Genomic DNA, 12496 nt, shown 5'->3' with positions numbered 1-12496 from the left:
CAAGAAACTGGTAATAAGCCTAAAAAATGGCAAGTATTGTAACCCGAAACATGCCAATTAGAGAAGATTGGTTGCAACAACTCGCCGATGTAATTACTGATCCGGACGAATTGCTAAGAATTTTGCTGTTAAATGAACATCCTAGCCTACAACAAGGTACTGCTGCGCGCCGTTTATTTCCCTTAAGAGTGCCCCGCGCATTCGTTTCGCGCATGCAACCGGGGAACCCATCAGACCCATTATTGCTTCAAGTGCTCACCGCACGGGAAGAATTTATTGCAGCTCCCGGTTTTACCAACGATCCGCTTGATGAACAGCGCAGTGTTGTTCCCGGCCTATTGCACAAGTATCGTAACCGCGCGCTATTGCTGGTCAAGGGCGGCTGCGCTGTCAATTGCCGCTATTGCTTCCGCCGTCATTTCCCTTATCAGGATAACCAAGGCAACAAGGCCAATTGGCGCCAGGCGCTGGATTATGTGCGCCAACACCCTGAACTGGATGAGATCATTTTTTCCGGCGGCGATCCGTTAATGGCAAAAGATAGCGAACTCAACTGGTTATTGGACGAGATCGAAAATATCTCTCACATCAAACGGCTGCGTATCCATACTCGCTTGCCGGTCGTCATCCCGGCGCGTATTACCACTGAGTTATGTCAGCGGCTGAGTGACTCGCGATTACAGGTGGTGATGGTGACACATATCAACCACGCCAATGAGATTGACGCATCTTTCCGTGACAGCATGGCGCTGCTGAAACAGGCCGGTGTAACCCTGCTAAATCAGAGCGTGTTGTTACGAGGGGTCAATAATGATTCAGAGGTGTTGGCAACATTAAGTAATGCATTATTTGATGCCGGAATTCTACCTTATTACATCCATGTGCTGGATAAGGTACAAGGTGCAGCTCATTTTATGGTCGATGACGATGAAGCTCGGCAGTTAATGAAAGGATTACTGCGACGCGTGTCTGGATATCTGGTGCCGCGCTTAACGCGAGAAGTTGGGGGGCAACCCAGTAAAACACCACTAGACCTCCGGTTAATGCAGGATGAATGATTTGGGTGACAAATCTGCCGGTTACAGCCAACATACCTGTAACTTGAAAGATGACGGCAAATATACCCTATAGATTTCGAGGTTCAGGAAGGCGGCAAGCGAAAGAACCCGATGAGCTTACTCAGGTAAGTGATTCGGTGATTGAGTACAGCCAACACACCTGCAAATTGAAAGATGACGGGTATAACAGGGGACGCCATTGCATCCCCTGTGCACCCTTAAAATATATCAAGGGCACTTGTAAACTTCGCCGACCATTTTGCTGTCTAGCGGTGCAAAGCTTGATAAGAAAGTTTCACTCGGGCTGGTTGCGCCATAGATAACATTACCGCCCATTGCCGCTGCTTTATTGCGTAGGTCATTTGCCGCACCGCGCATAGAGCTGCTTTCACCGCTTGAGATCCAATTGCTCTGAGTACCCGTCACCTGCCCAACCAACTGGCATTCACTACCCGGTTTGGTATCAGAGAACTTCACTTGCTCGCCCGCTGAACTCAATTGATTAGTGGAGCTACAGCCTGCCAGCAACAATGCCGCTGAAAGACCAAGTAACACTTTAATCCGCATTTTTTTCCCCATTCTAAGTTGAGAATCACGCTAAAGATTACCAGAAAGCACCGCTGCCGTTGGGGCATTCGCTGCCGAAATTATCCAAGTACCCGATGTCGAGACTGATGGCTAATGATTAACAGTTTACACATTAAATCTGTCCCGCAGATAAAAAAAGTCCTGCAATCATCACACCGAGCAAAATAAAACTGCTTTTGAGGCGCGAGTTTGCAAAATGTGAATCAGAAAAGGCTGAGTGTAAAACGTGGACGAGGCAAGGTTATGACAGGTATTGGCTGTATAGCCGTTTTTTTCCTATAAAAAAAGCGAGCAGGTTTCCCCACTCGCTTTAGGTTTATAGCTTAATCGAAGCTATAGGGTGGGGCATTACATCATGCCGCCCATGCCACCCATACCACCCATGCCGCCAGCACCCATATCACCGCCTTTGTCATCACGTGGCAGATCGGTGATCATGCACTCGGTGGTGATCATCAGGCCAGCAATAGAGGCTGCGTACTGCAGAGCAGAACGAGTCACTTTAGTTGGATCCAGGATACCCATCGCGATCATGTCGCCGTATTCTTCGCTGTAAGCGTTGTAACCGTAGCTACCTGAACCCGCTTTAACGTTGTTCGCGATAACTGAAGCTTCTTCACCGGCGTTAACTACGATCTGGCGCAGTGGAGATTCCATCGCACGCAGCGCAACTTTGATACCTACGTTCTGGTCTTCGTTGTCGCCTTTCAGGCCAGACTTAGTGATAGCAGATGCAGCACGAATCAGTGCAACACCTCCACCCGCAACCACGCCTTCTTCTACCGCAGCACGAGTTGCGTGCAGAGCATCTTCAACGCGCGCTTTTTTCTCTTTCATTTCAACTTCAGTTGCAGCGCCAACTTTGATAACGGCAACGCCGCCAGCCAGTTTAGCCACGCGCTCTTGCAGTTTTTCTTTGTCGTAGTCAGAAGTTGCATCTTCAATTTGCTGACGGATCTGAGCAACACGGCCCTGAATCGCAGCTTCGTCGCCTACGCCATCGATGATGATGGTGGTGTCTTTGTTGATAACAACACGTTTCGCCTGACCCAGATCTTCCAGAGTGGTTTTTTCCAGTTCCAGACCGATTTCTTCAGAAATCACGGTACCAGAAGTCAGGGTAGCGATGTCTTGCAGCATGGCTTTACGGCGATCGCCGAAACCAGGTGCTTTAACCGCTGCAACTTTAACAATGCCGCGCATGGTGTTAACCACCAGAGTCGCCAAGGCTTCGCCTTCAACGTCTTCTGCAATGATCAGCAGTGGTTTACCGGCTTTCGCTACGGCTTCCAGAACTGGCAGCATTTCGCGGATGTTAGAGATTTTCTTGTCAGCCAACAAGATGAATGGGCTTTCAAGTTCAATAGAACCCGTTTCTGGTTTATTGATGAAGTAAGGAGACAGGTAGCCGCGGTCGAACTGCATACCTTCTACTACGTCCAGCTCGTCTTGCAGACCTGAACCTTCTTCAACAGTGATAACGCCTTCTTTACCGACTTTTTCCATCGCTTGTGCAATCAGCTCACCCACAGTTGAGTCTGAGTTTGCAGAGATGGTGCCTACCTGAGCAATCGCTTTAGAATCAGAGCACGGCACAGACAGTTTTTTCAGCTCTTCAACAGCTGCGATCACTGCTTTGTCGATACCACGTTTCAGATCCATTGGATTCATGCCGGCCGCAACTGCTTTCAGGCCTTCAGTGATAATGGATTGAGCCAATACAGTTGCAGTAGTGGTACCGTCGCCCGCTGCGTCATTCGCTTTAGAGGCAACTTCTTTAACCATCTGTGCACCCATGTTCTCAAACTTGTCTTCCAGTTCGATCTCGCGCGCAACCGAAACACCATCTTTGGTGATAGTTGGGGAGCCAAAAGACTTGTCCAGAACTACGTTACGGCCTTTCGGGCCCAGGGTCACTTTTACTGCATCAGCAAGAATGTTTACGCCGCGTAGCATTTTGATGCGTGCGTCGTTACCGAATTTTACGTCTTTAGCTGCCATTGGTATGATTTCCCTTAACTTGTTCAGTTCAGAAGATTAGAGAGCGTGAATTACGCTTCAACAATTGCCAGAATGTCGCTTTCGGACATGATCAACACTTCTTCATGGTCGATCTTCTCTGACTTCACGCCGTAACCATCGTTGAAAATAACGATGTCGCCAACTTTCACATCCAGTGGTTTGATCTCACCGTTATCCAGGATGCGGCCATTGCCGACAGCTAGAACTTCACCACGGGTAGATTTACCCGCTGCTGTGCCAGTCAGAACGATGCCGCCAGCAGATTTGGATTCAACTTCTTTGCGCTTGACGATAACGCGGTCATGCAATGGACGAATTTTCATTGATAGCTCTCCTATTGAGAAGGTCCGTATCAGGTTTAGGATGAGTACCGGCTTGCCTTCATAACCGATACCGTGGCTATCTTAATGGGGGCGACTTCACATCCCTTCAAGGGAGAGGACAAAAAAAAATTCAGTTTTTTCTTGTCCTGAGAGGGCTAATTTTAGCCATCTCTCCACCGACCAACCATAGAAAGCACTGTCATTTACTTTATGAATTTATGATTAATAAACAATAAATTAGAAAGTATCGCGAGTTACTTATCATCTTTAAAGCGGTTATCTGTCGATTTATCATCCTCTTCCGGATGATGCTCTACGATGAAGTGGTCATCGGCTTTGCGCTGAAACTCACCATCAAAGGTATTTCCGCCGCCCATAGGGCCAGAATTATTGTGATTAAAACCACCAGCACTAAAACCGCCACGATAAATATTCAAATGTGGCATCAACTTTAGTGTCAAGGATTTTTGAATTGGTGGTAATAACAGCAACAAGCCGATGAAGTCGGTAAAGAAACCGGGGATCAATAATAAGAAACCGGCCAATACCAGTGAAACACTTTTCACCATTTCAGCCGCAGGGCTTTCACCCGCCGCCAGTTTTTGCTGCATCTGCATGAAAGTTTTTATCCCCTGATTACGCACCAGAGATATCCCCACACAGGAACTGAAGATCACCAGCAATAGGGTAACCATCACACCCAATACGGCTGCGACCTTGATAAATATCGATATTTCTATATATGCCAATAAAAATATCAGCGCTAACGGTAACCAACGCACCGCATTCTCCTTATTCCAATCATTCAGTACCTCTCATCAGGGTAAACCTGCCTGACAGATACCATGAAAACCTTGACCCGACTGGCGCTGACACTGTTTTTTCCTTTTTTAGCGGATTTCAGCATCAGCAACCCCTTCAACGAGGGTCGACCTTAATAAAATGGTGATGGCTGAATCGCTTTTCAAGTTAGGGGAATACTTTTATTACTTATTAGTACAACTGTGAGAGAAATCACAGATATCAGATCATCTCAATTAATTCCGACCATATAGTGATCCTAGTTCAAGGCTTTTTATCATTAAGCAGCATATGATCCTGTCAGCAATAAGATGAATGGTTAATCTTTCCGTACTCAAGGTTCATTTCCGCATCATATTGCTCACGGCGGCATAATGTAGTTAACAAATACAAAACAAGACAGCAGATTAGAGAAGGTTCTCATGTCAAATAACATTCGCATTGAAGAAGACCTGTTAGGTACACGAGAAGTCCCCGCAGAGGCTTACTACGGTGTTCATACCCTGCGTGCGATTGAAAACTTCTATATCAGTAACAGCAAGATCAGTGATGTGCCAGAATTTGTACGCGGCATGGTCATGGTAAAAAAAGCAGCGGCGATGGCGAACAAAGAGTTGCATACCATCCCACGCAAAATTGCTGATGTCATTATTCAGGCATGTGACGAAGTTCTGGATAAAGGGAAGTGTATGGATCAGTTCCCGGTTGACGTGTTCCAAGGCGGCGCCGGTACCTCTTTAAACATGAATACCAACGAAGTTCTGGCCAATATCGGTCTGGAACTGATGGGTCACCAAAAGGGGGAATATCAATACCTCAACCCTAACGACCATCTGAACAAATGCCAGTCCACCAACGATGCCTACCCAACGGGCTTCCGCATCGCGGTTTATGCTTCCATCATGAAGCTGATTGATGCCATCAATCAGTTAAAAGAAGGCTTCGAAAGAAAATCCAAAGAATTCGAGAAAATTCTGAAAATGGGTCGCACCCAATTGCAGGATGCAGTACCCATGACGCTGGGGCAGGAATTCAAAGCTTTCTCGGTGTTATTAAAAGAAGAAACCAAAAATCTGCAACGTACCGCAGAATTGCTGCTGGAAGTTAACCTGGGTGCCACCGCCATCGGTACTGCGCTGAACACACCTGAAGGTTACTCACAGTTAGCGATACAAAAACTTTCTGAAATCAGTGGGTTGGCTTGTGTTCCAGCAGAAGACTTGATTGAAGCGACATCAGACTGTGGTGCTTACGTGATGGTGCACAGCGCCCTGAAACGTTTGGCTGTTAAGATGTCAAAAATCTGCAACGACTTACGTTTGCTTTCTTCTGGCCCACGCACGGGTCTGAATGAAATCAATCTGCCAGAATTGCAGGCCGGTTCTTCCATCATGCCCGCTAAAGTGAACCCGGTGATTCCTGAAGTTGTTAACCAGGTTTGTTTTAAGGTGATCGGTAACGACACTTGCATTACTATGGCGGCCGAAGCAGGTCAGCTCCAATTGAACGTCATGGAGCCGGTAATTGGCCAGGCGATGTTTGAGTCTATCCACATCCTGACAAATGCTTGTTATAACCTGTTGGAAAAATGCATTAATGGCATTACGGCCAACAAAGAAGTCTGCGAGCGTTACGTCTTTAACTCTATCGGTATCGTCACCTATCTGAACCCATTCATTGGTCACCATAACGGTGACATCGTGGGCAAAATTTGTGCAGAAACTGGTAAAAATGTGCGGGAAGTGGTTCTGGAACGCGGCCTATTAACTGAGGCCGAGTTGGACGATATTTTCTCTGTCGAGAACCTGATGCATCCGGCCTATAAGGCAAAACGTTATACCGATGAAAATGAACAATAAAATAATCATCCGGTAGCCCTATAAGGCACGCATGCTCCTCTGGACAGCGTGCCTTTTTACTTTCTAGCAAACACAACTTTTTAACTTTAATTTTTCATTTGGATCAAGGAGTAAACACTATGATAGCCGTAGAATTAGTCATCGTTCTGCTGGCCATTTTTTTAGGGGCCAGGTTAGGCGGTATCGGTATAGGTTTTGCAGGGGGTATTGGTGTTCTGGTATTGGCGATTATTGGTGTCAAACCCGGCAGCATTCCATTCGATGTTATTTCAATTATTATGGCTGTTATTGCCGCCATCTCTGCAATGCAGGTTGCGGGCGGTATGGATTATCTGGTGCAACAAACTGAAAAGTTACTGCGCAAGAACCCAAAACACATCACCATCCTTGCTCCGCTGGTCACGTATTTTCTGACCATCTTTGCCGGGACAGGTAATATTTCTCTGTCAGCCCTGCCGGTGATTGCAGAAGTGGCGAAAGAACAAGGCATCAAACCTTGCCGCCCACTGTCTACCGCGGTAGTCTCCGCGCAAATCGCCATTACCGCATCCCCAATTTCTGCGGCAGTAGTCTACATGTCTTCCGTCATGGAAGGTCATGGCGTCAGTTACTTACACTTATTGATGATAGTCATCCCATCCACCCTGTGCGCGGTGTTTGTGATGTCACTGATTGTTTCCTGGTGCTTTAACTCCAAACTGTCTGATGACCCAATCTATCTAAAACGTTTAGAAGAAGGTTTGGTCACTCTGCGTGGCGACACGGTCAAAGTGATTAAACCACGGGCTAAAACCTCCGTGCTGTTGTTCCTGGCCGGTGTGTTGTGTGTTGTGGCCTATGCCATCATCAACAGCCCAAGTGTCGGTTTGGTGGCTACACCGCTGATGAACACCACTAACGCCATCCTGATCATCATGTTAAGCGTAGCAACTATCACTACCTTAGTGTGTTCGGTTGATACTGATTCAATCCTGAATTCCAGCACATTTAAAGCAGGGATGAGTGCGTGTATTTGTATCCTTGGTGTAGCCTGGTTGGGCGATACCTTTGTACAGCACAACCTGGACTGGATTAAAGAAACTGCTGGTAGCTTGATTCAAGCTCACTCATGGTTGCTGGCCGTAATTTTCTTCTTCTGTTCAGCACTGCTTTACTCTCAAGCTGCAACTGCCAAGGCATTGATGCCAATGGCAATGGCACTGAATGTTTCACCACTGGCGGCCATTGCTTCTTTCGCAGCGGTTTCTGGTCTGTTCATTCTGCCAACCTACCCAACACTGGTTGCAGCAGTACAAATGGATGACACCGGCACAACGCGTATTGGTCGTTTCGTGTTCAACCATCCGTTCTTCATCCCAGGCACCATTGGGGTTGCACTGGCCGTTTGTTTCGGCTTCGTGATGGGCGGTCTGGTTCTGTAATCTATCAGCTGTAAATGGGGCGCGCGATGCGCCCCACTCTCATTTGCGAGCGTCATCGCATCTATTCCACTGCGATATAAATCATCTTCTGACCTACCCCTGCTTCAGGGTATAGTGCGTTTTATAAGCCGATGACTTCACACATTGCGCTATCTCGTAACTTCCCACGCCACCATAGAACAGCACTACCAATGAGGTTAAAATGTCTGATTGTGATGCAATTGTGGTATTGTGCACCGCACCTGATGAGGCCAGCGCGCAGGATTTAGCCGCGCAGGTTCTGGGTGAAAAACTGGCCGCCTGCGCCACATTGTTGCCGGGTGCGACCTCAATTTACTACTGGGAAGGTAAACTCCAGCAAGAGTATGAAGTCCAGCTTTTGTTCAAGAGCAATACTGGCCATCAGCAAGCGCTTCTCAGTTATATCAAACAACATCACCCCTACCAAACACCGGAATTACTGGTGCTGCCGGTACGGGACGGAGATAAAGATTACCTGTCATGGCTCAACGCTTCATTACTCTGATTCTACTGCTGTGCAGCATTTTACTCGCACCGCACAGCGCACAAGCGTCACTGTTTGGTGATAATGCCGCTTTTGGCCAAAAAAGCGCCCAGAGCCGATTTATTCCGGTCGATCAAGCGTTTGCCTTTGATTTTCGCCAACAGGGTGACCAGCTCACCTTAAGTTGGCAGGTTCATCCTGATTATTATCTGTATCGCCAGCAAATCAAAATTGTGCCGCAAGACGCCACGCTCGGGGTATTTACTCTGCCGGAGGGTATCGCGCATCACGATGAGTTCTATGGCGAAGTCGCTATTTTCAAACAACAGTTAATACTGACAATACCCATTACACAAGCCGGTGAGCACGCCAGTGTCAGTGTGACTTATCAGGGCTGCGCCGAAGCGGGTTTCTGCTACCCCCCGGAAACACGGGTGGTTCCACTCTCCGCTATTACTGCCGGTTCATCCGCAGTCACTGCGCCGCCAATCACCGCCCCTGCAACTCCAGCGCCAGCTGAGTTGCCATTCTCCCCTTTGTGGGCGCTACTCATTGGTATTGGTATTGCTTTTACCCCTTGTGTCTTGCCGATGTACCCGCTGATTTCAGCTATTATTCTCGGGCGTGAAAAGCCCCACAGTCAGCGGCGGATATTGCTGTTGGCAGTGGTGTATGTGCAAGGGATGGCGCTGACTTACACCTTGCTCGGCTTAGTGGTGGCAGCGGCGGGCTTACAATTTCAAGCCGCGCTACAACACCCTTATGTGCTGATTGGGCTATCGGCGTTGTTCGTGTTGCTGGCGCTCTCCATGTTTGGCCTCTATTCGCTGCAACTGCCCTCGTCACTGCAAACCCGATTGGTACAGTGGAGTAGCAGCCAACGCGGCGGCTCACTGGCAGGCGTTTTTGCTATGGGCGCACTGGCGGGCCTGATTTGCTCACCCTGCACCACTGCCCCGCTGAGCGCCATCCTGCTCTATATCGCGCAAAGCGGTAATATGCTGGCCGGTGGTGGGACGCTATATTTATATGCTTTAGGAATGGGTATTCCACTGGTGATTGTGACGCTGTTCGGCAACAAGCTGCTGCCGCGCAGTGGCCCGTGGATGCAGTACGTCAAAGAAGCTTTCGGTTTCGTGATTCTGGCGCTGCCGGTGTTCTTGCTGGAAAGAGTGCTAGGCGATGTTTGGGGCTTACGTTTATGGAGCTTGCTGGCGATTGCCTTCTTCGGTTGGGCCTTTGTCTTGAGTCTGAAAGCCCACTCAGGATGGGCGCGAGCCTTCCAATTGCTGCTGCTGGCGGCCTTGCTGGTAGCCGCCCGTCCGCTACAGGATTGGGCTTTCGGTAATCACATACAACAGAGTGAAATTAAGCACTTAGGTTTTAAGTCAGTGGCCGATTTACCTCAGTTACAGGCGGCATTAGCCCAAGCAAAAGGTCAGCCGGTGATGCTGGACTTGTACGCCGACTGGTGTGTCGCCTGCAAAGAGTTTGAAAAATACACTTTCAGTGATGACAAAGTTCAGCGCCAGCTAGCCGATACTGTGCTGCTCCAGGCTGACGTGACAGCCAACAGCACCGAACAGGCCGCGATGTTGAAAAAACTAAATGTATTGGGCTTACCGACCATCCTGTTTTTCGATGCACAGGGGAACGAGATAACCGCCGCCAGAGTGACCGGTTTTATGGATGCCGCGCAGTTCTTGCAGCATCTACAAAACCAGCAGCGGTAACCCGTTTAGCCCAGTAGTGACAGCTCTGCCGTTACTGGACCATCGCCGCATCGAGTAGCCGTTTTTTCAGCAGGTGATATTGCTGCTCGACATACTGCTCGGCCGCACTTTGATCGCCGATAGCCTCCACCTTGACCGCACAGTGTTTGAATTCCGGTGTTTTTGACACCGGATCAACATGATCCACCGTCAGCTCATTACAGGCACCAATCCACCACTGATAGGTCATGTACACTGCGCCGCGATTAGCCCTCTCCGTCACACTGGCGCGCGCAATCACCTTGCCGCGTCGGGAAGAAATCCAGATAAGTGCTTGATCAATAACACCTAACTGACTGGCATCATCAGGGTGAATCTGAACATAACCCGGCTCATCAGCCAAAATTTTCAGGGTGGCGCAGTTACCGGTCATGGAGCGGCAGCTATAGTGCCCCACTTCGCGCACGGTACAGAGTGCCAGCGGATAATCGCGGTCAGTCTGCTCATGGGGCGGCTGCCATGGCGCACAGCTCAGCACACCTTTGCCATCCTCGGTCGCAAACTGGCTATCAGTATAGAGATAAGGCGTGCCGGGGTGATCCTCACTCGGACAGGGCCATTGTACATAGCCCAAACCGGCCATTTTTTCGTAGGTCGCGCCATAAAATGGCGGGCACAGGTTGCGCATCTCATCCCAGATTTGCTGGGTATTCTGGTAAGCCATCGGATAGCCCATCGCCGTGGAGATGAGACTGATTATCTCCCAATCCGGCTTCACATCCCCTTTCGGTTCAATGGCTTTGTTAAAGTGCTGGAAACCACGATCCGCGCTGGTATAGACCCCTTCATGCTCGCCCCACGATGTCGCGGGCAGCACCACATCTGCCAACTCGGCGGTTTTGGTCATAAAAATATCCTGCACCACCACCAGTTCTAATGCCGCAAAAGCGGCGCGCATGGCGGCCAAATCCGGCTCAGTCTGAATTGGATCTTCGCCAAAGACGTAATAGGCTTTCAGCTTGCCATCCGCCACTTTATGGGGGACATCGGTAATCGAGTAGCCCACATGGGCGGGCAACTCAGGCACCCCCCAAGCCGCCGCAAAACGCCCTCTGGCCGCATCGTCAGTGACTTTCTCATAACCGGGGAAGGTATTGGGCAAGACGCCCATATCACAGGCCCCCTGCACATTATTCTGGCCGCGCACCGGCCCGACACCCACATTGGGCCGCCCGAGATTGCCAGTTAATAGCGCCAGCGAAGATAGCCCTTTCACCACATCCACCGCCTGCCCCCATTGTGTCACCCCCATGCCCCATAAAATGGTGGCAGCCGGGGCGGCGGCATAGGTGCGCATCGCCAGACGAACCGCTGATGCAGGTAATCCGGTGATCTGCTCGACCGCCTCTGGGCGGTAATCCGCCACGCCCGCTTTCAGCTCCTCAAAGCCGCGAGTATGGGCACGAACATAATTATCGTCGTAGAGTTTCTCTTCAATCAGCACGTAAATGAAGGCATTTACCAAAGCCATATTCGCGCCATTGTTCAGCGGTAGCCATTGATCGGCAATGCGGGCGGTTTCAATGTGCCGTGGATCACAGACGATCAGTTTCGCCCCCTTGCTTTTGGCCTTTAAGATCCGCCGTGCGACGATCGGGTGAGAGTCGGCGGCGTTATAGCCAAAGACCAATACGCAGTCAGTATTTTCGATTTCGCCGATGGAGTTGCTCATCGCGCCATTACCCAGCGTTTGCTGCAATCCCGCCACCGAGGGGCCGTGACATAAGCGGGCGCAGCAGTCGATATTGTTGGTGCCGATGGCGGCGCGGGCAAACTTTTGCATCACATAATTGGCCTCATTCCCCGGCCCTCGGGAGGAGCCAGTCATCATGATGGCATCTGGCCCACTCTCTTTTTTGATAGTTTTCAGTTTAGCCGTGATGAAAGCAATGGCTTCTTGCCAGCTCACGCGCTGAAACGCCTCGCCCCGCTGACGGCGCAATAAGGGGGCTGTCAGCCGTGGGGTTAGCAGGCGGGTATCATTGAGAAAATCCCAGCCATAGTAGCCCTTCAAGCACAACTCGCCTTGATTAGTAACGCCATTGGCGGGCTGTGCGCCAACAATTTCGCCGCCTTCAACCAATAAATTCAATTTACATCCGGAGCCACAATAGGGGCAGACCGTGAGGATCTTGTCCATTTTCTTA

The 12496-nt window shown here is 49.6% G+C and carries 10 protein-coding genes; 5 read left to right on the top strand and 5 right to left on the bottom strand.

Going from position 1 to position 12496, the window contains the following annotated elements; genetic code table 11:
* The first annotated feature begins 26 nt into the window (after positions 1–26).
* A complete protein-coding gene (gene epmB, locus OVO64_RS11835) occupies positions 27–1058 on the top strand; it encodes an EF-P beta-lysylation protein EpmB (RefSeq protein ID WP_038636976.1) in 1032 nt (343 codons plus the stop codon).
* A gap of 228 nt (positions 1059–1286) precedes the next feature.
* Here the strand turns inward: epmB and OVO64_RS11830 are convergent, their stop codons facing one another.
* The 4 genes from OVO64_RS11830 to OVO64_RS11815 form a co-directional block, all read right to left on the bottom strand.
* Positions 1287–1625 carry a DUF4156 domain-containing protein gene (locus OVO64_RS11830; RefSeq protein WP_005175566.1) on the bottom strand — a complete coding sequence of 113 codons (339 nt, stop codon included), beginning with the start codon at positions 1623–1625 and terminating at the stop codon, positions 1287–1289.
* 369 nt (positions 1626–1994) lie between these two features.
* Entirely contained in the window at positions 1995–3647 is a 1653-nt protein-coding gene (gene groL / locus OVO64_RS11825) for a chaperonin GroEL (protein WP_038636978.1), read from the bottom strand.
* Positions 3648–3697: 50 nt separating this feature from the next.
* Positions 3698–3991, bottom strand: a complete 294-nt coding sequence (locus OVO64_RS11820) for a co-chaperone GroES (protein ID WP_004391824.1) — start codon at positions 3989–3991, stop codon at positions 3698–3700.
* Positions 3992–4245: 254 nt separating this feature from the next.
* Positions 4246–4773, bottom strand: a complete 528-nt coding sequence (locus tag OVO64_RS11815) for an FxsA family protein (RefSeq protein WP_038636980.1) — start codon at positions 4771–4773, stop codon at positions 4246–4248.
* A 441-nt stretch (positions 4774–5214) separates the two neighbouring features.
* On the opposite strand from OVO64_RS11815, the gene aspA reads away from it, so the two are divergent.
* The 4 genes from aspA (at position 5215) to OVO64_RS11795 (ending at position 10310) form a co-directional block, all read left to right on the top strand.
* Positions 5215–6651, top strand: coding sequence for an aspartate ammonia-lyase (gene aspA / locus OVO64_RS11810; RefSeq protein ID WP_038636982.1), 1437 nt, complete (start codon positions 5215–5217; stop codon positions 6649–6651).
* Between the two features lie 119 nt (positions 6652–6770).
* Entirely contained in the window at positions 6771–8072 is a 1302-nt protein-coding gene (locus OVO64_RS11805) for an anaerobic C4-dicarboxylate transporter (RefSeq protein ID WP_050291540.1), read from the top strand.
* A gap of 202 nt (positions 8073–8274) precedes the next feature.
* Complete coding sequence (gene cutA / locus OVO64_RS11800; protein WP_004391819.1) at positions 8275–8598, top strand: divalent cation tolerance protein CutA; 324 nt, start codon at positions 8275–8277, stop codon at positions 8596–8598.
* Positions 8574–10310 (top strand): protein-disulfide reductase DsbD, encoded by a 1737-nt coding sequence (locus OVO64_RS11795; protein WP_038636993.1) that lies wholly within the window; start codon positions 8574–8576, stop codon positions 10308–10310. Before cutA ends, OVO64_RS11795 begins: the two co-directional genes overlap by 25 nt.
* Before the next feature lie 31 nt (positions 10311–10341).
* On the opposite strand, the gene fdhF is transcribed toward OVO64_RS11795, so the two are convergent.
* Positions 10342–12489 carry a formate dehydrogenase subunit alpha gene (fdhF, locus tag OVO64_RS11790; protein WP_038636995.1) on the bottom strand — a complete coding sequence of 716 codons (2148 nt, stop codon included), beginning with the start codon at positions 12487–12489 and terminating at the stop codon, positions 10342–10344.
* Positions 12490–12496 lie beyond the last annotated feature (7 nt).

This window comes from Yersinia sp. Marseille-Q5920 (genome assembly GCF_946902935.1).
Taxonomy (GTDB): Bacteria; Pseudomonadota; Gammaproteobacteria; order Enterobacterales; family Enterobacteriaceae; genus Yersinia; species Yersinia rochesterensis.
The sequence above is the reverse complement of the archived record's forward strand: the minus strand, read 5'-3'. Positions and strand labels throughout refer to the sequence as shown.

Coding starts and splice junctions, on each gene's coding strand:
- OVO64_RS11795 (WP_038636993.1), top strand. CDS start 8,574: ATGGCTCAACGCTTCATTACTCTGATTCTACTGCTGTGCAGCATTTTA.
- cutA (WP_004391819.1), top strand. CDS start 8,275: ATGTCTGATTGTGATGCAATTGTGGTATTGTGCACCGCACCTGATGAG.
- OVO64_RS11820 (WP_004391824.1), bottom strand. CDS start 3,991: ATGAAAATTCGTCCATTGCATGACCGCGTTATCGTCAAGCGCAAAGAA.
- OVO64_RS11830 (WP_005175566.1), bottom strand. CDS start 1,625: ATGCGGATTAAAGTGTTACTTGGTCTTTCAGCGGCATTGTTGCTGGCA.
- OVO64_RS11805 (WP_050291540.1), top strand. CDS start 6,771: ATGATAGCCGTAGAATTAGTCATCGTTCTGCTGGCCATTTTTTTAGGG.
- epmB (WP_038636976.1), top strand. CDS start 27: ATGGCAAGTATTGTAACCCGAAACATGCCAATTAGAGAAGATTGGTTG.
- groL (WP_038636978.1), bottom strand. CDS start 3,647: ATGGCAGCTAAAGACGTAAAATTCGGTAACGACGCACGCATCAAAATG.
- aspA (WP_038636982.1), top strand. CDS start 5,215: ATGTCAAATAACATTCGCATTGAAGAAGACCTGTTAGGTACACGAGAA.
- fdhF (WP_038636995.1), bottom strand. CDS start 12,489: ATGGACAAGATCCTCACGGTCTGCCCCTATTGTGGCTCCGGATGTAAA.